The following is a 20890-nucleotide window of genomic DNA, read 5'->3' as shown; positions in this document are numbered from 1 at the left end:
GCCTGCCGGATAGACAATTGCCGGCAAATGCACGATCATGGCTTGACTTGCCATCGACCGAGGAAACGCATGAGTATCATCACCTGCATCGAAGACTTGCGCGTGCTGGCCCAGAAACGGGTGCCGCGCATGTTTTACGACTACGCCGATTCCGGTTCCTGGACGGAATCGACGTACCGCGCCAACAACAGCGATTTCGCCAAGATCAAGTTCCGCCAGCGCGTGGCCGTCAACCTGGAAAACCGCAGCCTGGCTTCGACCATGGTGGGCCAGCACGTATCGATGCCGGTGGCCCTGTCGCCCACGGGCTTGACGGGCATGCAACATGCGGATGGCGAAATCCTCGCGGCCCAGGCGGCCGAGCAATTCGGCGTGCCGTTCACCCTGTCGACCATGAGCATCTGCTCGATCGAGGACGTGGCGGCGAACACGACAAAACCGTTCTGGTTTCAGCTGTATGTGATGAAGGACCGCGAATTCATCAACCGTCTGATCGACCGCGCCAAGGCGGCCAAGTGCGGCGCGCTGGTATTGACGCTGGACTTGCAGGTGCTGGGCCAGCGCCACAAGGACTTGCGCAACGGCCTGTCGGCGCCGCCGAAACTGACCATTCCGAACATCCTCAACATGGCCAGCAAGCCGCGCTGGGTGGCGGGCATGCTGGGCACGAAACGGCGCGGCTTCGGCAACATCGTCGGTCACGCGACCTCCGTCTCCGACATGTCGTCCCTGTCGGCCTGGACGCAGCAGCAGTTCGACCTGAGCCTGTCGTGGGCGGACGTGGAATGGATCAAGCAGCGCTGGGGCGGCAAGCTCATCATCAAAGGCATCATGGACCCGGAAGACGCGCGCCTGGCCGTGGAAAGCGGCGCCGACGCGCTGATCGTCTCGAACCACGGCGGGCGCCAGCTCGATGGCGCGCAATCGTCGATCGAAGCCTTGCCCGCCATCGTCGACGCCGTCGGCAGCCAGATCGAAGTGCACATGGACGGCGGCATCCGCTCCGGCCAGGACGTGATCAAGGCCGTGGCCCTGGGCGCGAAAGGCGTGTACATCGGCCGCCCGTTCCTGTACGGCCTGGGCGCCATGGGCGGGCCGGGCGTCACCAAATGCCTGGACATCATCCGCAATGAACTGGACTTGACGATGGCGTTTTGCGGCTTGCGCGACCTGCAGCAGGTGGACAAGAAAATCCTGCTGCCGGGAACGTTTTAAGCGGCAATTCGCACGATTTCAAAACCTTCCGATGCCTGGGGCGGCACGAAGTGGCGCGTGATGTCATCAAATTGCGCGTCGCTGGTGGAAAACGGGTGCAGCCCGCTGGCATTGCGCTGGCGCAAGCGCGCCTTGCATTCCTCATCCGTCACGTCGAGGTAATGCAGCACGTGCGGCGTGCCCGCCTGCTGGAACAGGTCGCGCATCCAGGCGCGGCTGGCCGGCGTATTCGCGGGAAAATCGAGGACGACGGACACGCCCGCCTGCAGCATCTGCAGGCACAAGGGGGCGATGGCCGCGCGCAGCCGCGCCGCGCAAGCCGCGTAGTCGGCCAGGCTGGCGATCTGGCCCGGATACAGTTGCGCCAGCAAGCTGTCTTCGCTGATGCGCACGGTGTGCGGCGCCGCCGCAAGGCGGGCGGTCAGGGTGGATTTGCCCGAGGCAATCTTGCCGCACACGAGGTGCAGGGTGGGCGTGGTGGGAACGGTGGTACCGGAAGTGGTTTGCATGGTCGCTCGCTGAAAGTGAAAAATAGTCTGCGAGACGTCTTGACCAGTTGCTGCAAATCAAAGCCGCCTCTCAGGCGGCTTGGTCAATGTCATTCCTGTCCAGCCACCATGTGTGAAATGGCGGCAATAATCGATGGCAGGGGCGGGAATGGCGATTGCATGGTGCAACGATGCCATGCAACGGTTGACGTTGTCAATTGTCCTGTTCGAATAACTGCCGGTACTGTGCATAGGGTTCCATGCCCATGCTGGCGCGGCGCTGCTCCAGGCGCTGCGGATCGTCGATGGGGCAGGGGAACGTCTTGCCGGTGCTATCCGTGCGGAACTGGCTGCCGTACAGCTGCGGCTGATTGTTACTGCACAGGTCGCGGTCGATCGCCAGTGCCAGCTTCGAAGGCGTGATCTCTCCCCGTGCCGCTGCTGCGCGCATCAGGACCAGGCTGCTTTTGAGGAAGGCACTTGATCCATGCTGGGCGATCAGCCAGGCGCTGCCCGCCGCCTTGTAGCCGACCATTGTTTGCGTGGGCCAGCCTTTGCTGGCGATGATTTGCCGCAAGCGTTGCTCACGTGCTTCATCCGTGGCCAGCATGCGCTGGCGTGTGGCCAGGTCCGGCCCCGTTGGCGGGAATCCCGCGCGCAGGGCCTGGTCTTCCTGTTCCATGGTCCGCAATTCGGCTGCCAGCGCCGCTTCGGGCAGCGCGGCCGGATACAGCAGGAAGTCCACCGCGCCCGCCGTGGCCGCGCTGAAGATGAGCTTGGGCTCCGCTTCCCAGCCCGGCGATTGCAGGAGCAGTGCCAGTGTGCTGTCTGCTGGCACATCAATGCGGTAGCGGCCATTTTCTACCGTGCCATGTATCTGCGGCTCGCCGTGCATGCGCTCGGCAACGATGCTGATGGCTTGCGGCAGCGGCGGGCCGTTGCTGCGGATGGTGCCGCTCAGTTCGAAGGCGCCCGCATGGACGCTGCAGCACAGCAGGATGGAGAAGGTCAGGCGTGGCATGGGAGTCCGTTCATAAATGGGGGAGGTCGAGCAAGGTCCACTTTTCGCGGAACGTGGCGTCATCGAGCGGCTGCACATGCGGGTCGTCTTGTCGGAACAGGCCGCCGATCAGCATATCCTGGATGGCGTCCGTGAAACCGCCGTATGGCGAGGCGCTACCCCACTGGCGTTGCGTGTGGGCGAAGACGACGGCGTCTTGCTGCGCCGCCAGTTGCGCCAGGGAATGCCGCAAGGCGGCCGCTTCCGGGCCCAGGTCCGTGGCGATGGCGCACACCAGGCGCTGGCCAAATTGCAAGGGTTTGTCTGCTCGTCCCAGCAGCGATTCGTTGGCCAGGGCGAGGAACACATCGGGCGCCTGGCCATCCTTTTCGCAAATGGTCCAGGTGGGCGCCCACGCTTCCAGGCTCATGAAGCGGGCGTCGCGTGTTTCCGGCGTATGCGTCCACTTCGCGTGCGATTTGTCGTCCCAGCCCAGGCGGCCAAAGGAAATCGGCTTGCCCTTGGGATTGTATTGATGGCTGCGCACGCCGGGCTTGCCCCTCGCGCTTGCCTGCGCCATGAGGCCATCGAGGCTGGCGGCGAACGGCATCCATTGCGCCGCATCCCACAGCGGCGCCGCAGCGGGCGCGGCCAGCAGCAGGAATACTTCGTAATCACGTGAAAAAAACGCCATGCAGCTTCCTCGGCAAGTGGATGGAAAATTGTGTCGCAATATTATAGTTGCGCTTGCGACAGGATGGCGCGCTGGCTGGGGCTTAGCAGGTAGACGCCGTACAGGCACAGGGGCAGCACGGCCAGCAGGGCGATATACGGCAGGATAGACGCGCCGTCTTCGGCCGGGTTGGGCAAGGTGGCCGTCACCAGCGCGTAGTCCCACAAGCCATGCACGAGCACCATGGGCCAGATGGAGCGGGTGCGCAGGCGGATGGCCGCGTAGCCGACGCCCTGCAGGGTGGCGGCCACGGCTTGCCACAGGGCGCCGCTGACGTCGCCCGTGGCCAGGCCGTTGGCCGTGTGGGCCAGGCCGAACAGCGCCGAGGACATCAGGACGGCGGGCCAGACGGCGTAGCGCTCCAGCATGCCTTGCAGCAAGATGGCGCGGAACATCAGCTCTTCCGAGACGGCCACCAGGGCCGCATTGCAAGCGACGATCAGCAGCACGCGCGGCTGCGGCCAGCCGCCGGCCCAGGCCAGCAACAGCATCAGCAGCGCATACAGCAGGGGCGGCGAGACGAGCCACAGCGTTTTCCATGGCTGCGGCGCGCACAGGCCCGCCGCGCGGCGCCGGCTTGAGGCCAGCAGCAGCGCCAGCGCGAACAGGGCGGCCAGCGCCCACGACAGGCCGATGCGGCCGGTGACGGCAGCGCCCGGCAAGGCGTAGCCGGCCGCTTCCAGCCAGCGGCCGCCCAGGCTCAAGCCCAGCCAGATGGCCAGTGCGATGAGGGTGACCGGCATGGTGAGGGCGATTCTTTTTCCTGGCATGGGCGGCGTCATGCTGCTGGCCCGCCGCCGCTGACGCGGTTGCGGCCCGTATTTTTCGACTGGTACAGCAGGGCATCGGCCTGGCGTATCAGCTCGCTGCTGTCGCTGCAGCAATCCCGTGCGGGCTGCAGCGTGGCTGCGCCCAGGCTGACGGTCACGACACCGTTCGCGCTGGCCGCATGGGCAATCTGCAAGGCTTCCACGCCCGAGCGGATGGCTTCCGCCACGTCCAGCGCGCCCGCAGCGTTGGTGTCGGGCATGATCACGGCGAACTCTTCGCCGCCATAGCGTGCCGCCAGGTCTTCGGTCCGGCCGACGCTGCGGGCCACGGCGCCGGCAACTGCCTGCAGGCACTCGTCGCCCGCCACGTGGCCATACTGGTCGTTGAATTTCTTGAAGAAATCCACATCGAGCATGATCAGCGACACTTCATGGCCGCTGCGCTGGGCGCGCTTCAATTCCTGTGCCAGCGTCTCGTCGAAACAGCGGCGGTTGGCCAGTCCCGTCAAGCCGTCTTGCGACGCCCGCGCCGCCAGGTCCGCATTCGCGTGCCGCAGCTCCGCCGTGGCCAGGCGCAGGCTGGCTTCGATGCGGTCGCGTACGGCAATCTGCCGCATCAGCTTGCGGAACAGGTAGATCAGCGCCGCTCCCGCCGTCAGCGACGCCAGCACGATTTGCATGCTCAGCTTTTGCCACTCGGCGAAGACGTCTTCCTTCGAGAGCCCCGCCGCCACGATGACGGGAAAGCGTTCCAGGTGGCGATAGCTGTACAGCCGTTCGATTTCGTCCACCTTCGCCGTCATCATGGCCGTGCCGACAGGTCCTTTTTCGCGGTAGGCGCGCAAGAGTGCGCCCGACGAAATATCCATGCCGATGACATTGGGCTGGAACGGCCGCCGGTAAATCAGCGTGCCGTCGTCGAGGGCAAAGAATGCCGTGCCCGTGTTGCCAAGGTTGAGGCTATCGTAGATGCGTTCGAAGGAGGCGAGCCCCAGGGTGACCAGCACCACGCCGGCAAAGGAACCGTCCGCCAATTCCACCCGGCGCGACACGGGCAAGACCCATTGCCCGCTGGATTTGCTGCGCACGGGTGCACTGATGCGGCTGCCCAGCTGCGCATGCGTCTTGTGATAGGTGAAATAATCGCGGTCGGCGTTGTTGCCGTCCTGCCTGGCGCCGGACGAGGTGGCCAGCCAGTCCCACTGGCTGTCAAAAATGAAGACGCCGGCAATTTCCACGATATTCCTCGACAGCTGCTGCAGGTGCGATTGCAAGCGCTCGCCCGTGGCGTCATTATTGCCTTCGTTGCGGATGTGTTCGACGATATCTTCCAGCATGACATCGGCGACTTCCAGTTCCATGTAGGCTTGCGTGGCAAGGGCGCGCGCCATGTTTTCCGTCGCCGCCCTGCTCTCGCGCAGGCGGACTTCGCGCGAAGACCAGACGATCCAGATGGTCATGCCCAGCAGCATGGCGCACATGCAGAAGAAGGCGATGCTGGCCCAGACGATCACTGGCCGCTTGTGCCTGCTCAAGACCTCGGGCTGCGCCGGCAGGGTGCCCGCCGCGTCCTTGTTTGTTGCATCCTTTACTGCATCCATAGGCGAATCATGAAGTTGCATCAATGATATGGTGGAAATATTGCCATACTACATTAAAAGCAGGCGCACAAAATTGCCACATCGTTATAGTTGCATGGAATAATAAGCCTTCGTCCGTTTGCAGCCAGACTGGAGAGCCATGACCTACAGCAAGACCATCACTACTGAACGATTGATCCTGCGCAAGCCGCAACCGTCCGATGAGGCGGCGCAGTTCGCCATGCATTCCGATCCCGAAGTGATGCGCTATTTCAGCGAACCACCCTGGGAAGACACGGGCCGCGCCGCGCGCCAGATTGCCGAGGACATCGCCGCTTTCGAGAAAGAGGAATTCTTCCGCTTCGCCGTCGAGCTGAAGGCGACGGGCGAATACCTGGGCAGCTGCAGCCTGTTTTCCGAGCACCGCCAGAACCGCCGCGCCGAGATCGGCTACGCGCTGGGCCGCCCGTACTGGGGCAAGGGCTATATGCACGAAGCGCTGTCGGCGCTGCTGGAATTCGCCTTCATCGAGCGCGACCTGAACCGTCTGGAAGCCGATATCGACCCGCACAACGCCGGTTCGGCCAGCGCCCTGGAACGCCAGGGTTTCAACAAGGAAGGTTTTCTGCCCGAACGCTGGATCGTCGGAGGCCAGGTCAGCGATTCGGCGCTGTATGGCTTGCTGCGCCGCGAGTGGGAAGCGCGGCGCAAGGGCGCCGCGTGAGCGGACAGGTTGGCGGCGCGTTCCAGCGATCGCCAGGCCGCAGCTGAGGAGGATGCCAGGCGATGATCGCTGTCGATCTACCCGCTTCAGGCCACCCGCTGGTGACCTTGCGCCCGCTGGAATACAGCGACGCGTCCGCCTGGTATGCCTACCTGGCCGACCCTGCCGTCGTGGAGCACACGAGCTGGAACTTGCAGTGCGCCGACGATCTGCAGGCCAATTTCGATGACTATGCATCGGCCCAGCCATCGTCGTCCATACGGCTGGCCGTGGTGCTGCGCGACGGGGGCCGGCTGGTGGGCACGGTCGGCTTCAATGCCATTTCCCCGCAGCACGGCACGGCTGAAATCGCCTACGATCTTGCTCCTGCCGTGTGGGGGCAGGGCGTGGCCACGTCCGTCGTGAACGCTGTCGTGGATTGGGGTTTCCAGCGCCTCGGCTTCCGGCGCATCCAGGCAACCGTGCTGGAAAGCAATGAACGGTCGATGCGTGTGCTCGAACGCTGCGCTTTCGAGCGGGAAGGCTATCTGCGCTGCTACCGGCAAATTCGTGGAAGGTCAGGCAATTTCTGGCTGTATGCGCGCATTGCCGGCGTGCGATGAATAAACTTCCCCTGAGTATCCTGCTGGTGGAAGACCACCTGGCCATCGCGCGCCAGGTGCTCGATTTCCTCGACGGCCTGCGCTGGCAGACGGATCATGCGGGCACGGGTGCGCTGGCCGTGCAATTGGCCACGCGCAACAGCTATGACGTGGTGCTGCTGGACCTGAACCTGCCCGACATGGATGGTTTGCAAGTGTGCCGCGCCATCAAGGCGGCCGCGCCCAGCAATGTGCCGATTTTGATGCTGACGGCGCGCGACGCGTACGAAGACAAGGCGCGCGGTTTTCGCGACGGCGCCGACGATTACCTGACCAAGCCGTTCGACTTGCGCGAAGTGGCCTTGCGCTGCGAAGCGCTGGCGCGCCGGCAGCAGTTGCACGTGCACCAGGAAATGCGCGTGGGTCCGTTTACCTTGCAGACGCGCGCAGGGCGCGCCCTGTATGGCGACGCACCGCTGCCATTGACGCAGACGGGTTTTAAAATTCTGTTGCTGCTGTGCCGCGAATACCCGCACGCCGTCTCGCGCTCGGCCTTGCTGCAGCAGCTGTGGGGTAGCCAGCCGCCCGACAGCGACGCCCTCAAATCGCACATCTACGCGCTGCGCAAGCAGCTGGAGTTGCTTGGCGGGGCTGGCGCGGCGGGCATACTGGTGACCATACCGCAGTTGGGCTACCGCCTGGCCTTCGGCGCGGCGGCATCGCCATGAGCAAGTCGATCCGGCAGCGCCTGTTTGCCGCCCTGGCCGGCTTCACCGTCTTGCTGTGCCTATGCTACACGGGCCTGGCGCTGGTGATTGCGTATGTGACGGAAGACATGCTGGTGCAGCGCCTGCTCGAGCGCGAAGCGGCGGCCGTCAGCATGCGCTGGCAGCAGCACGATAAGCTTACGCCTTCTGGCAGCGACCTCATCACGGTTTATGGCAGTTACCTTGACTTGCCTCAAGCGGTGCGTGCGCACGTGCCGCCGTCCGCCCCGCGCGGGGAAGTGTTTACGACGACGGGCCAGCATTATCACGTGCTGGCGCTGGATATTGTTGCCGGCGGCCAGCCGCAGCGCGCATACCTGCTGGCCGACGTGGCGCCCGTGCTGGTGGTCTCGCGCCTGGTGCGGGAAGTGGGCGGCGTCGTGGCTGGCGTGGCGCTGGCGCTGATCGGCCTGGCGCTGCTGCTGGCGTACTGGCTGGCGCGGCGCCTCGTGCTGCCCTTGCAGAGATTGGCCCAGGAAGCGCGCCGGCTGGCGCCCGGCGGCGCCGTCCATTTCAGCGAGCGCGACCGCCCCGACGAGATCGGTTTCCTGGCGCGCCGGCTGGAAACCACCTTTGCCGAATTGCAGGCGGTATTGCGGCGCGAACAGGCATTTGCCCGCGACGTCAGCCATGAATTGCGCACGCCGTTGACCCTCATGCACAACACCCTGGCGCTGGACTATGTGCAGCCGCTGGGCAAGCAGGAGCAGGCGCAGCTGCGGCAATCCACGGACGAGATGCGCGCCACCATCGACGTGCTGTTCGCGCTGGCGCGGGCCGAGCAATTGCCGGGCGACGTGGTCGAATTGCGCGGCTGTATCGAGCAATGCCTGCTGCGCCTGCTCGATGAATACCCTTGGGATGCCAGCCTGCTGGCCCTGGACTTGCCGGAGCGGCTGGAGGTGGTCGGCAATCCGCAACTGGTCATGTTGCTCCTCAATAATTGCTTGGCGAATGCGCTGTTCCATGGCGGCCCCGATTGCCGCATCGGTATTGCGTTTGCGCAAGGTTGCCTGAGCATCGACAATACCGTGCAGCCGGGGCAAGCGCCACGCATCCACGGTTTCGCGCATGGCCAGGACCTGCTGCTGCGCCTGGCAAAAGCCATGCACTGGGACATTGTTTTACATCCGGGCGCGACGCAGTTCCGTGTCGCCATCGTGCCGGCCCGGGCGCGATAAAGTCGGCGGATTTCACCGCGATTTCACCTGCCCTTGCATATGCTGGCTGCTCTTTTACTTGAAGGGAAGCCCATGAAAATCGCCGTCAGCCTGTTCATCCTGTCCTGCCTGTCCATGCCCGTGCTGGCCCAGGTGCAATCGCTGCAGCTCAAGGACGACAAGCGCCGCTACATCGTCTACACGCCGGCTGCGTATCAAAGCCAGCCTCAAAAGACCTTTCCCGTCGTCTTCAATTTCCATGGCGGCGGCATGAGCATGGCGGAACAAATGCTGTACACGCAGATGAACAAGACGGCCGAGCGGCACCAGTTCATCGTTGTGTATCCGCAAGGTATCAAGCAGGATTGGAACGTGGGCTTCGGCATGGATTACCTGGCGGGCACGGACGATGTCGGCTTTACGCAAGCGATGTTGAGCAAACTCAAGCAGGATTACCGCATCGATGAGCAGCGCGTGTATGCCACGGGCCTGTCGCGCGGCGGTTTCTTTGCCCTGCGCCTGGCGGCCGAGCTGCCGCAACAGTTCGCCGCCGTCGCCTCGGTGGGGGCGCCCATGCCGGAACCGGTACGGCAGCATCACAAGAAGGCGGACAAGGTCGGCATGCTGCTGATACAGGGCACGGCCGACAAGGTGGTCGCGTATGGGGGCAAGGATGGCGGCTATCTGTCCGCCGAGGATACGTTCGATTACTGGCGCCAGTACAACGGCATCGAAGGTGCCAGGCCGCAGCCGCGTCTGCTTCCTGGCCCCGCGGGCGACGCCACGCAAGTGAGCTGGCTGGAGCAGGGCGCCGCTGGCGCCAGCGTGGCCTTGCTCACCGTCAAGGAAGGCGGCCACACGTGGCCGGGCGCCGATGCCTTCAACGTCGGCCTGCCCATCGGCAAGACCACGCGCGCCATCGATGCGAATGAGGTCATGTGGGAGTTTTTCAGCCGCCATCGCCGTTGACGCCATGCTAGGATGGCGGCGCATGGCGTAACCATCAGGCAACAGGAAAGGCAGACACAGTGGCATTATCAACAGCAGGCATCGCGGCCATGGCCGCGGCAATCTTTGCCAAGCCCGGCGCGGCCGTGGCGCAGGCGTATTCGCAGATGGAAAGGGAAACGCTGTATTTCCACTCGCCTGCCGAGCTGTGCGCGTATGCGGCCAGGCTGGAAGCCGAAGGGGCCGGCGAGGTGCTCCTGGCCGTGCATTACCCGGACATGGCCGGGCACTTTGCCCCGCGCCGTATCGCCCTCGACCCGGCCAAGTGCGGCGGCCTCACCTACCGTTACGTGTGCGAAGGCTGGGGCGTCATCCGCGTCTACCTGCGCCTGTCCAGCGGCAAGGGACTGGCGTCGCATGTGAGCGCAAATTCGCAAAAGCGCGCGGAAAAATGGCAGCCCCTTTACCCGGACTTTGGTCAGACCGATGCCTGGGACTGGGCCGCCGTGGGCCGCCATGAACGCCGCCTGATCCGCGTGCTGAAGCAGGCCGTGGCGTACGATGCGGCGGCGGGAGGCTCGGCATGACAGGCGTGACGCCCATCCACCCGGCCGCCATCTTTTGCCGTTCCCTGGCGCAGCTGTCCGCCATGCTGGACAAGACCGGCACCGCGCCGCACATGCTGGCGGCGCGCCTGCACCCCGACATGCTGCCGTTCGCCCAGCAAGTGCGCGCGGCCGTGAGCTTTTCCCTGCGCGGCTGCTGTCCGCTGGCGGGGCTGGCCGTGGCCGATTTCAGCGCCGCCGCCAGCCTGCAGGAACAGATCGCACACACCATGCGCTACCTCAAGGACATTCCCGTGGAGCGCTTTGACGGGCCGCCAGACCGCATCTGCCGCGACCGCGCCGGCTTCGCCGACATCGTGCTGCCGGCCGATGAATTCTTGCAGCTGTACATACTGCCGAATTTCTATTTTCACTTCAGCATGGCGTATGCGATTGCGCGCAGCGCCGGCGCGGCCATCGGCAAGGGCGATTTCGATGGCTATCACGCGTATGCGCCGGGGTTTTCATTCGAGCGGCCTGCCGCGCCGTAGTTCCTACAAGCCCGCGTCTTTCCACGACGCCAGTCCCAGCCGCTTCAACAGCCGGCCCGACAGCCCGCAGCTCCAGCAACTGATCTGGATTTGCCGCTGCCGTGCCGGGTCCGCATGCCAGGCTTGCACGGCGTAGTCGAGCAGGGCCTCGCTGAGGGCAGAGTTGTCGGCGACGGGCGGCAGGCGCGACATCAATTCAAGCACGCCTTGGGCAGGCTCCTTGATCTGCAGCAAACCGGCCAGCAGGGCGCGCAGCACGGCGCCGTCGATGTTGCTGCTCGCTTGCGTGAAACGCTGCTGCCAGCACGGGCTGCGCGCCCGCCACAGGGCCAGCAGCTCGGGCACGTCGGCCGCTTGCAGTTGCCCGATCAGCTCGTCCGCCTCGAGAAACAGGTCGAGGCGGTCGTATTCATCGTCGTCGCTGCACAGCAGTGCATCCAGCTCGTTTAACAGACTCATGCCACCACGTTCGTCGGTGTACCCCGTTCGAACGCTTCCACGTTGCCGATCAAAATGTCGGCCAGCTTCTGCATGGCTTCGCCGCTGGCCCAGGCCGTGTGCGGCGTGAGGATGAAGTTGGGCAGGCGCAAATTGAGCAGCGGGTTGTCGGGCGGAGGCGGCTCCTTGGACAGCACGTCGAAACCGGCGCCGGCGATCACGCCGTTTTTCAAGGCCTCCGCCAGTGCCGCTTCATCGACGAGGCCGCCCCGCGCCGTGTTGATCAATAGCGAGGTCGGCTGCATGCGCGCCAGTTCCTTTGCTCCGATGATGTTGCGCGTGGTGTCCGTCAGCGGCAGGTGCAGGCTCAGCACGTCGGAACCGGACAGCAATTCGTCGAAGCCCACTTCCTTCACGCCATCTTCATTGATGGGCGAACGGTTGTGCACGATCACCTGCATGCCGAAGGCGCGGCCCAGCTGGGCCACGGACTTGCCCAGCGCGCCGTAGCCCAGCAAACCCAGGCGGCTGCCGGCCAGGTCGCGGATCGGGTGACCGAACAGGCAGAAGCGGTCGGACGCCTGCCACAGTCCCGCTTCCACGTCCGCGCGGTAGGCAACGAGCTGGCGGCGCAGGGCCAGCATCAGCGCCAGGGTATGTTCGGGCACGGTGGCGCGCGCATAGTCGCGGATATTTGCCACGACGATGCCCCGCTCGCGGCAGGCAGCCAGGTCGAGGATATCCGTGCCGGTGGCGGCCACGGCGATCATTTGCAGGTCCGGCAACTGCGCCAGCTCGGCCGCGCGCAGTGGCACTTTATTCGTAATGGCGATGGTGGCGCCTTGCAGGCGAGCCACCGTCTGTTCGCTGCCCCTGGTGTGCGCATGTTCTTGCCAGCTGTGGGCGAAGGCGGGCGGGCGCACGGTGGCGATCAGGCTGTCGCGGTCGAGAAAGACGATGCGGTGCGGGTGCGGCGATGTGCTTGCTGCGGTCATGGCTGGGCCTCGGTCTGGGTGGCGCGCGCGCTGGGAAGGCTGCTCTTGCCTTTCAGTTGCGTGGCCGGGTGGTTGGTAAACATGTCGGCGACCCATTCGACAAACACGCGCACCTTGGCCGACAGATGGCGGTTGGGCGGATAGATCACGTGGATGGGCAGCGGGTCGGATTCCCATTCGCTGAGCAATTCCACCATTTTGCCTTGTTCTATCAGGGGCGCAAGCATGAAATGCGTCATTTGCACGATGCCCAGGCCCGCCAGGCCGGCGGCCGTGTAGGCATTCGAGTCGTTCAGGGCGATATGGCTGGGCATGGCGATCTGGATGCGGTCGCCGGCGCGCGTGAAATCCCAATCGAAGGTTTTACCGGTCTTGGCGGAGAAAAAATTCACGCCCCGGTGCTGCGCCAGGTCGTCCGGATGCAGCGGCGTGCCGTGCTGTGCCAGGTAGCCGGGCGAGGCGCACGTCATGAAGTGCAGCACGCCGACCCGGCGCGCGATCAGGTTCAGGTCGCCCAATTCGCCGCCGCGCACGGCGCAATCGACGCCTTCCTCGATCAGGTCGACGGGGCGGTCGCTGCAGCCCAGTTCCAGCGAGATGTCCGGGTAGCGGGCAAAGAAGTCGGGCAGGGCGGGGATGATCAATTCGCTGGCCAGGGCCGTGGGCGCATCCACGCGCAGCCGCCCGCTGGGGCTCAAACGCGTGCGCGACAGCGATTCCTCCGCCTCGCGCACGTCCGACAGGATGCGCACGCAGCGCTCGTAATAGGCGGCGCCATCGGATGTGATGCTGACGTGGCGCGTGGTGCGGTTGAGCAACTTAACCGACAGGCTCGCTTCCAGCGACTGGATCAGGGTCGAGACGGTGGCTTTCGGCAGCTGCATGTTTTCCGCCGCGCGCGTAAAGCCGCCCGCATCGACGACTTGGATGAAAACTTCCATGGCTTGCAGCTTGTTCACTTGATTCCTTATCACTTTATGCTTGATTATTCATAATCCTGAACAATCAATTCGTCATTGCACTCTTTATCAGATTGTAGATCAAGTCTATAGTTGTTGTACTGCAGCATAAATGTGATTGCCGCAGGAAGTTCACAGGAGAAAAATCATGGCTCATCGGAATGGAATCTTTGCAGTGCTCGCTCTCGCTATGAGCTCGCTCGCTTTGGCCGCGATGGTATCGACGGATGCATACTCGATGGCGGCGCAAAGCGAAGCCAGCGGTTATAGCGCCCTGACCCATGAAGTGGGCGGCGTCGCCCTGTTGTGCCTGAACGACACGGTGCTCGATGCTGCCGTGCAGCCGGTGGTGGCGCAATGAGTTTTGCCGACACCGCTGCCGAACTGGCACCTGGCCAGGCGCTGAAGATACGCGATATCCAGGTGCAGGGCGCGCAGGATGCGCTCGGCGCGCGTGTCTACACGGCCGGCGTGCCGGGTGCCAAGCAGCCGAACCTGATGGTCTTCTTCCATGGCGGCGGCTTTGTCGACGGCGACCTGGACGACGCGGACGACTTCCTGCGCTGCCTCGTGCTGAGCAACCCCGACCACGTGGTGCTGGCCGCGAACTACACCTTGGCCCGTGTGCGGCCATTCCCCGCTGCCGTGGAAGACGCGCATGCCGTGCTGCTGTGGGCAAAAAAGAACAAGTCCAAGCTGGGCTGGACGGGCAAGCAGATGGTGGTGTCGGGCATCGAGGCGGGCGCCAACCTGGCCGCCGTATGCGCGATGATGTCGCGCGACCGGGGCGGACCGCCCCTCGCGGGCCAGGTGCTGATCATGCCCATGCTCGACCCCGGCCTGTCGACCTGCTCGATGCGCTCCTTGCCGACCTGTCCCGACCTGGCCGAAGTGGCGGACCAGTGTGCCGCCGCCTACCGCGGCTACCTGCCGAATGCCGCTGACCGTACCCACCCGTACGCGTCGCCATTGCAGTCGAGCCGCCTGAAGAACCTGCCGCCAGCCTTGATATTGTCCAGCGAAGACGACCCATTGCGCGACGAGGCTGAACAATACGGCAGCAAACTGATCGCCTGCGGCATCAAGACGACCGTGCGGCGCATGGCCGCCGCGCCGCTGCAAGACGCCACCGCCCGCAATGAGTGCGCGTGCAAGGTACAGGTATTGAGCGAAATTAGCAGTTTCGTCGCCGGACTGGGGCAGGAGCCCGAGTCATGACGCCGCCATCCGCGGCACCGCAAAAAAACTTACACTAATCAGTTTACTTTTTGAGTTTTGGTTGCTACACTACGCAGTGTAGTTCCCTTCCTGCCTGAGTTGTGCGTTCGCACAGCCAGCTTCGTCGTCCCCGTCCGCTTTTAAGCAGCTGGCGGCCTGTTTACCTTTGATCGAGCGCCGTCGGGCGCCATGGCACCACCATTCACTTTTTAAGCTGGGTTGCTTCCTGCCGCCCATACCATTAGAAATTTTCATAAAACAGGGAAATAAAATGAAAAACGTTCAACAATTTTCCACTCTGCTGAAGCCCCTGGCTGCCTCGCTCGCGCTGGCAGGTCTGGTGGCCGTGAGCCTGGCCGGCTGCGATTCGGCCAACAGCAAGGTGCCCGACGCGCCAGCGGCCGGCGGCCCGCCCATCTCGGCCGCCGCCGTGGTGGAAAAACAGATCACGGAAACGCAGGAATTCTCGGGCCGCCTGGAAGCGATCGAGCGCGTGGAAATCCGCTCGCGAGTCGGCGGCTTCATCACGGCCGTCAATTTCAAGCCGGGCAGCGAAGTCAAAAAAGGCGACGTGCTGTTCGTCATCGACCCGCGCCCATTCCAGGCCGAAGTGTCGCGCGCCGAAGGCACGGCCGCCTCGGCCCGCGCCAAGGCGGAACTGGCCAAGCTGGAACTGTCGCGCGCTGAAAAGCTGCTGGCGGAAAAAGCCATCGCCCAGCGCGAATTCGATGAAAAGGCATCGGGCTTGAAAGAGCTGGACGCGAATGCCCGCTCGGCGCAAGCCGCCTATGAAGCGGCCAAGCTGAACCTGTCGTACACGCAGGTGCAGGCGCCGATCAGCGGCCGCGTCAGCAAGGCGGAAATCACCGTCGGCAACCTGATCGACGCTTCCGCCATCCTCACTTCCGTGGTGTCGACGGACCGCATCTACGCCAGCTTCGACGGCGATGAAGATACGTATCTGCGCGTGGCCGGCACGGCGCAAAAGGGCACGCCCGTCACCGTCAAGGTGGGCCTGGCCAATGAAACGGGCTTCCCGCATGAAGGCAAGCTGGAATTCGTCGACAACCAGCTCGATCCGGCCACGGGCAGCGTGCGCATGCGCGCCACCTTCGCCAACGCCGAGCGCCAGCTGGTGCCGGGCCTGTTCGCGCGCATCCAGCTCGACGGCGGCAATGGCCCGCAGGCGCAAAGCACGGCGCTGTTGATCAGCGACCGCGCCGTCGGCACGGATCAAAGCCGCAAATACGTGTACGTGGTGGGCGCCGACAACAAGGCCGAATACCGCGCCGTCAAGCTGGGCCCGAATTCGGACGGCTTGCGCGTGGTGCGCGAAGGCTTGAAGGCTGGCGAAAAGATCGTCGTCAACGGCTTGCAGCGCGTGCGTCCCGGCGCGCCCGTGACGCCGCAGATGGTGGCCATGGACTTCGACCCGACCGCGCCTGTCGCTCCCGCAAAACCTGAAGTAAAAGACGCCAAGATCGCCGCGAAAGCAGCATCGACTTCCAAGGAATAAACATGAATTTTTCCCGCTTTTTCATCGACAAGCCGATTTTCGCGGCGGTGCTGTCGATTGTCATATTCGTGGCCGGGCTGCTGTCGATTTTCGGCCTGCCCATCTCCGAATATCCCGACGTCGTGCCGCCATCCGTGGTGGTGCGCGCGCAATACCCGGGCGCCAACCCGAAAGTGATCGCCGAAACCGTGGCCGCGCCGCTCGAAGAGCAGATCAACGGCGTCGAGAACATGCTCTACATGTCCTCGCAAAACACGTCTGATGGCGCGATGATGCTGACCGTGACCTTCAAGATCGGCACCAACGTCGAGCAGGCCGAGACGCAGGTGCAGAACCGCGTGCAGCGCGCCTTGCCGCGCCTGCCCGAGGAAGTGCGCCAGATCGGCGTGACGACCGTCAAATCGTCGCCCAACCTGACCATGGTGGTGCACCTGGTCTCGCCGAACAAGCGTTATGACGACATGTATCTGCGTAACTACGCGGTGCTGAACGTCAAGGACCAATTGGCACGCTTGCCCGGCATGGGCGACATCCAGATCTTCGGCGCCGGCGACTATGCCATGCGCATCTGGCTCGACCCGCAAAAGGTAGCGGCGCGCGGCATGACGGCCAATGACGTCGTCGACGCCATCCGCGAGCAGAACGTGCAGGTGGCTGCAGGTGTCATCGGCGCCTCGCCGGCGAAAAACTCGGACTTCCAGCTGACCGTCAATACCCAGGGCCGTCTGCAGACGCCCGAGGAATTCGGCGCCATCATCGTGCGCACGAATGCCGACGGCGCCGTCACGCACCTGAAAGACGTGGCGCGCGTGGAAATGGGCGCCAACAGCTACTCGCTGCGTTCGCTGCTGAACAATAATCCGGCCGTCGGCATGGGTATTTTCGAAGCGCCGAATGCCAACGCGCTGCAATTGTCGTCCGACGTGCGCGCCAAGATGGACGAACTGAAGAAAGACTTCCCGCAAGGCGTGGAATACCGCATCGAGTACGACCCCACGCAGTTCGTGCGCTCGTCCATCGAAGCCGTGATCCATACCTTACTTGAGGCGATTGCCCTGGTGGTGCTGGTGGTGATCATCTTCCTGCAAACCTGGCGCGCCTCGATCATTCCGCTGCTGGCCGTTCCCGTGTCGATTGTCGGTACCTTTGCCGTGATGCTGGGCTTTGGCTTCTCGATCAACACGCTGTCGCTGTTCGGCCTCGTGCTGGCCATCGGTATCGTCGTCGATGACGCCATCGTGGTGGTGGAAAACGTCGAGCGCAACATCGAGGAAGGCTTGTCGCCGCGCGACGCCACCATCCAGGCCATGAAAGAGGTGAGCGGTCCTATCGTCGCCATCGCCCTGGTGCTGTGCGCCGTGTTCGTGCCGATCGCCTTCGTGCCAGGCTTGTCCGGCGAGTTCTATCGCCAGTTCGCGCTGACGATCGCCATTTCGACCGTGATTTCCGCTTTCAGCTCGCTGACCCTGGCGCCAGCCCTGTCGGCCGCGCTGCTGAAACCGCACGATGCGCCGAAAGACGCGCTGACGCGCGGCATGGACATGGTCTTCGGCCGCTTCTTCGCCTGGTTCAACCGCTTCTTCGGCCGCGCTTCGCACCGCTATGAAGCGGGCGTGAAGGGCGTGCTGGGCCGCAAGAGCGCGTCGCTGGGCGTGTATGCGCTGCTGGTCGTTGCCGCCATCTTCACCTTCAAGTCCGTGCCGGCCGGCTTCGTACCAGCGCAGGACAAGCAATACCTGGTGGGCTTTGCGCAATTGCCTGACGCCGCTTCGCTGGACCGCACGGAAGATGTCGTGCGCCGCATGTCCGACGTCATCAAGTCGGTGCCTGGCGTCGAATCGACCATCGCCTTCCCCGGCCTGTCGATCAACGACTTCACCAACGCGCCGAACGCCGGCATCGTGTTCGCCACCCTGAAACCGTTCGACGAACGCAGCAGCAAGGAATTGTCGGGCGGCGCCATCGCGGCCGAGATCAACAAGCGCCTGGGCGGTATCCAGGACGCCTTCATCATGGTCTTCCCGCCACCGCCCGTCAACGGCCTGGGTACCATCGGCGGCTTCAAGATGATGATCGAAGACCGCGGCAACCTCGGTTACGACGCGCTGTACAACGCCACCCAGTCGCTGGCCGCGAAAGCGTACCAGACGCCGGAACTGGCGGGCGTGTTCTCGGGCTACCAGATCAACGTGCCGCAGCTGTTCGCCGACGTCGACCGCGTGAAAGCCAAGCAGATGGGCGTGCAGCTGCAAACGATTTACCAGACCTTGCAGATCAACCTCGGTTCGCTGTACGTGAACGACTTCAACCAGTTTGGCCGCACCTACCAGGTGCGCGTGCAAGCCGATGCCGCGTTCCGTTCGCATGCCCAGGATATCGCGCAGCTGAAAGTGCGTAATGACAAAGGCGAAATGATCCCGCTGTCGTCGTTGATGCGCGTCAAGGATAGCTATGGTCCGGACCGCGTACAGCGCTACAACGCGTATGCTGCAGCCGATTTCAACGGCGGCGCCGCGCCTGGCGTGTCGAGCGGCCAGGCGCAAGCCGCGCTGGAACGCATCGCCAAGGAAGTGCTGCCGCAGGGGATTTCGTATGAGTGGACGGAGCTGACCTACCAGGACATCTTGTCCGGCAATACGATGATCTATGTCTTCCCTCTGTGCGTGCTGCTGGTGTTCCTCGTGCTGGCCGCCCAGTATGAAAGCTGGACCCTGCCGCTGGCCGTGATTTTGATCGTGCCGATGTCCATCCTGTGCGCCTTGCTGGGCGTCAAATTGACCGGTGGCGACAACAACGTGTTTACCCAGATCGCGCTGTTCGTGCTGGTGGGGCTGGCGTCGAAGAATGCGATCCTGATCGTGGAATTTGCCCGCGAACTGGAAGAGCATGGCCGCACCGTCGTGCAAGCGGCGCTGGAAGCGTGCCGCTTGCGTCTGCGTCCGATCCTGATGACGTCGATCGCCTTCATCATGGGCGTGGTGCCCCTCGTGTTCTCGCACGGCGCCGGTTCGGAAATGCGCCATGCGATGGGTGTGGCGGTCTTCGCCGGCATGCTGGGCGTGACCTTCTTCGGCCTGTTCCTGACGCCCGTGTTCTATGTATTGCTGCGCACCCTGGCGCAGCGTTTTGAGAAAAAACCAGCCGATGCTGCCGCCAAGCCTGCCGCCGCGCCAGCATTGAACCTGGAAGGAGATATATATTGAAAACCAAGGAAATCATCTGGCGCGTCAAGCCTGTGCTGACCGCCATGGCCGCAGCCGTGCTGCTGGCCGCCTGCGCGGCGCCGGAGTTCAAGCAGCCGCAGATCGAGACGCCGACGGCGTTCAAGGAAGTGCAGACGGCGGCGGACGGCACGCGCTGGAAGCAGGGCGTGCCAGCCGAGCGCCAGGCGCGCGGCGAGTGGTGGCTGGCCTTCAATGATCCGGCCCTCACAAGCCTGATCAGCGAAGCCACGCAGGCCAATGCCAACCTGGCCGTCGCCGCCGCCCGCGTCAAGCAGGCGAGGGCGATTGCCGGCATCGCCGAAGCGGACCGCATCCCGCAAGTGGGCGTGAACGTGGGCGGCCAGCGCAACCGCGCTTCCGCCGTGTCGCTCGGCTTGCCGAACGGCGCGCCGGTGGCCGCGACGAATGTCTACCAGGCGAATCTCACGGCCAGCTACGAAGTCGATTTGTTCGGCCGGGTGGCATCGAATGTCAGCGCCTCGCGCAGCGATGCGCTGGCCGTGGAAGCGACTTACCGCTCGGTGCTGCTGTCCTTGCAGGCCGACGTGGCGCAAACCTACTTCCAGCTGCGCGCCACGGATGCGGAACTGGCGACACTGGCCCAGACGGTGAGCCTGCGCGAGGAAAGCGTGCATGTGAACCAGCGCCGCTATGACCTGGGCGACATCGGCGAATTCGATTTGTCCCGTGCCCGCACGGAGCTGTCGACCACGCGCGCCGAAGCCATCGGCCTGCAGCGCCAGCGCGCGACCAGCGAACATGCGCTGGCCGTCTTGCTGGGTAAACCGGCCGCCAGCTTCACGGCGACCGTCAACCCGCTGCAGGACAGCGGCTTCCTGCCCGTGATCCCGGCCGGCATGCCGTCGTCCCTGCTGGAACGCCGTCCCGACATCGCATCGGCGCAGCGCACCATGGAAGCGTCGAATGCGCGCATCGGCGTGGCGAAATCGGCCATGTTCCCTGCGTTGACCTTGAACGCTTCCGGTGGCGGTGCGTCCGATACGTTCTCGGACATCTTCAAGTGGAGCAGCCGCTCCTGGCTGCTGGGCGCCCTGATGTCGATGCCAATCATCGACGGCGGACGCAATAAAGCTGCCGTGAGCCGCAGCGAAGCGCAGCTGGAAGAGTCGGTGGCGACGTATCGCCAGAGCGTGCTGGTGGCGTTCGCCGAGGTGGAAGACAACCTGGCCGGCCTGCGCATCCTGTCGGGCCAGACGCAGCAGATCGACGAAGCCGTCGTTTCGGCGCGCCGCTCGGCCGACCTGGCGCAAAAGCTGTACGACGCGGGCCGTTCCAGCTACCTCGATCTGCTGGACGCGCAGCGCAACCTGGCGGCCATCGAGCGCAATGCCGTGCAATTGCGCGGCAACCGCGCCGTCACCACGGTGGCGTTGATCCGCGCCCTGGGCGGCGGCTGGGGTGAGACGGAGCCGCAGGTGGCGGCCAACTGATTTCCGGCACCGCGGGCTGGCATGTCC

Annotated in this window: 21 protein-coding genes; 13 read left to right on the top strand and 8 right to left on the bottom strand. The window is 64.1% G+C overall.

Going from position 1 to position 20890, the window contains the following annotated elements; genetic code table 11:
• Positions 1-69 precede the first annotated feature (69 nt).
• Positions 70-1215, top strand: coding sequence for an alpha-hydroxy acid oxidase (locus O3301_RS22650; RefSeq protein ID WP_305057559.1), 1146 nt, complete (start codon positions 70-72; stop codon positions 1213-1215).
• On the opposite strand, the gene O3301_RS22645 is transcribed toward O3301_RS22650, so the two are convergent.
• The 5 genes from O3301_RS22645 to O3301_RS22625 form a co-directional block, all read right to left on the bottom strand.
• Positions 1212-1724, bottom strand: coding sequence for an ATP-binding protein (locus tag O3301_RS22645; RefSeq protein WP_289914193.1), 513 nt, complete (start codon positions 1722-1724; stop codon positions 1212-1214). The genes O3301_RS22650 and O3301_RS22645 overlap by 4 nt on opposite strands.
• 193 nt (positions 1725-1917) lie before the next feature.
• Positions 1918-2724 (bottom strand): DUF6624 domain-containing protein, encoded by an 807-nt coding sequence (locus O3301_RS22640; protein WP_305057558.1) that lies wholly within the window; start codon positions 2722-2724, stop codon positions 1918-1920.
• A 10-nt stretch (positions 2725-2734) separates the two neighbouring features.
• A complete protein-coding gene (locus O3301_RS22635; RefSeq protein ID WP_305057557.1) occupies positions 2735-3397 on the bottom strand; it encodes a hypothetical protein in 663 nt (220 codons plus the stop codon).
• A gap of 41 nt (positions 3398-3438) precedes the next feature.
• Positions 3439-4179 carry a CPBP family intramembrane glutamic endopeptidase gene (locus O3301_RS22630; protein ID WP_305057556.1) on the bottom strand — a complete coding sequence of 247 codons (741 nt, stop codon included), beginning with the start codon at positions 4177-4179 and terminating at the stop codon, positions 3439-3441.
• A 35-nt stretch (positions 4180-4214) separates the two neighbouring features.
• Complete coding sequence (locus O3301_RS22625; protein ID WP_305057555.1) at positions 4215-5807, bottom strand: sensor domain-containing diguanylate cyclase; 1593 nt, start codon at positions 5805-5807, stop codon at positions 4215-4217.
• 139 nt (positions 5808-5946) lie between these two features.
• On the opposite strand from O3301_RS22625, the gene O3301_RS22620 reads away from it, so the two are divergent.
• From O3301_RS22620 to O3301_RS22590, 7 genes are all read left to right on the top strand, one after another.
• Positions 5947-6510: a GNAT family N-acetyltransferase gene (locus O3301_RS22620; RefSeq protein WP_289910617.1), complete on the top strand. Its 564-nt coding sequence runs from the start codon at positions 5947-5949 to the stop codon at positions 6508-6510.
• Positions 6511-6572: 62 nt separating this feature from the next.
• Positions 6573-7112 carry a GNAT family N-acetyltransferase gene (locus O3301_RS22615; protein WP_305057554.1) on the top strand — a complete coding sequence of 180 codons (540 nt, stop codon included), beginning with the start codon at positions 6573-6575 and terminating at the stop codon, positions 7110-7112.
• On the top strand, positions 7109-7819 hold the full coding sequence (locus O3301_RS22610) for a response regulator transcription factor (RefSeq protein ID WP_305057553.1): 711 nt from the start codon (positions 7109-7111) through the stop codon (positions 7817-7819). Before O3301_RS22615 ends, O3301_RS22610 begins: the two co-directional genes overlap by 4 nt.
• Entirely contained in the window at positions 7816-9039 is a 1224-nt protein-coding gene (locus O3301_RS22605) for a HAMP domain-containing sensor histidine kinase (protein WP_305057552.1), read from the top strand. The genes O3301_RS22610 and O3301_RS22605 overlap by 4 nt, the downstream gene beginning before the upstream one ends.
• Positions 9040-9111: 72 nt before the next feature.
• Positions 9112-9987, top strand: coding sequence for a PHB depolymerase family esterase (locus O3301_RS22600; protein WP_305057551.1), 876 nt, complete (start codon positions 9112-9114; stop codon positions 9985-9987).
• Between the two features lie 89 nt (positions 9988-10076).
• Positions 10077-10553 (top strand): hypothetical protein, encoded by a 477-nt coding sequence (locus O3301_RS22595; RefSeq protein WP_305057550.1) that lies wholly within the window; start codon positions 10077-10079, stop codon positions 10551-10553.
• The gene (locus tag O3301_RS22590; RefSeq protein ID WP_305057549.1) at positions 10550-11062 is read left to right on the top strand and encodes a DUF1993 domain-containing protein; all 513 of its coding nucleotides are present in this window, start codon (positions 10550-10552) and stop codon (positions 11060-11062) included. The genes O3301_RS22595 and O3301_RS22590 overlap by 4 nt, the downstream gene beginning before the upstream one ends.
• A gap of 3 nt (positions 11063-11065) precedes the next feature.
• On the opposite strand, the gene O3301_RS22585 is transcribed toward O3301_RS22590, so the two are convergent.
• From O3301_RS22585 to O3301_RS22575, 3 genes are read right to left on the bottom strand one after another with little or no spacing between them, the layout of a single operon-like run.
• Entirely contained in the window at positions 11066-11521 is a 456-nt protein-coding gene (locus tag O3301_RS22585; RefSeq protein WP_305057548.1) for a hypothetical protein, read from the bottom strand.
• Positions 11518-12495, bottom strand: coding sequence for a D-2-hydroxyacid dehydrogenase (locus tag O3301_RS22580; RefSeq protein WP_305057547.1), 978 nt, complete (start codon positions 12493-12495; stop codon positions 11518-11520). Before O3301_RS22580 ends, O3301_RS22585 begins: the two co-directional genes overlap by 4 nt.
• Complete coding sequence (locus O3301_RS22575) at positions 12492-13454, bottom strand: LysR family transcriptional regulator (protein ID WP_099667375.1); 963 nt, start codon at positions 13452-13454, stop codon at positions 12492-12494. Before O3301_RS22575 ends, O3301_RS22580 begins: the two co-directional genes overlap by 4 nt.
• Before the next feature lie 175 nt (positions 13455-13629).
• Here O3301_RS22575 and O3301_RS22570 point away from each other — a divergent pair, with 175 nt between their 5' ends.
• The 5 genes from O3301_RS22570 (at position 13630) to O3301_RS22550 (ending at position 20863) form a co-directional block, all read left to right on the top strand.
• Positions 13630-13815 (top strand): hypothetical protein, encoded by a 186-nt coding sequence (locus tag O3301_RS22570; protein WP_289904478.1) that lies wholly within the window; start codon positions 13630-13632, stop codon positions 13813-13815.
• The gene (locus tag O3301_RS22565) at positions 13812-14672 is read left to right on the top strand and encodes an alpha/beta hydrolase (protein ID WP_251348172.1); all 861 of its coding nucleotides are present in this window, start codon (positions 13812-13814) and stop codon (positions 14670-14672) included. Before O3301_RS22570 ends, O3301_RS22565 begins: the two co-directional genes overlap by 4 nt.
• Positions 14673-14943: 271 nt before the next feature.
• Positions 14944-16188: an efflux RND transporter periplasmic adaptor subunit gene (locus O3301_RS22560; RefSeq protein ID WP_099667377.1), complete on the top strand. Its 1245-nt coding sequence runs from the start codon at positions 14944-14946 to the stop codon at positions 16186-16188.
• A 2-nt stretch (positions 16189-16190) separates the two neighbouring features.
• Complete coding sequence (locus O3301_RS22555) at positions 16191-19391, top strand: efflux RND transporter permease subunit (protein WP_099667378.1); 3201 nt, start codon at positions 16191-16193, stop codon at positions 19389-19391.
• Positions 19392-19435: 44 nt separating this feature from the next.
• Entirely contained in the window at positions 19436-20863 is a 1428-nt protein-coding gene (locus O3301_RS22550) for an efflux transporter outer membrane subunit (protein ID WP_305057609.1), read from the top strand.
• Positions 20864-20890 lie beyond the last annotated feature (27 nt).

Origin of the sequence: Janthinobacterium sp. SUN211, assembly GCF_030587315.1 — a bacterium.
In the GTDB taxonomy this organism is placed as follows: Bacteria; Pseudomonadota; Gammaproteobacteria; order Burkholderiales; family Burkholderiaceae_D; genus Janthinobacterium; species Janthinobacterium kumbetense.
Note: the sequence above shows the minus strand (reverse complement) of the source record. Positions and strands in the feature narration are given on the sequence as shown.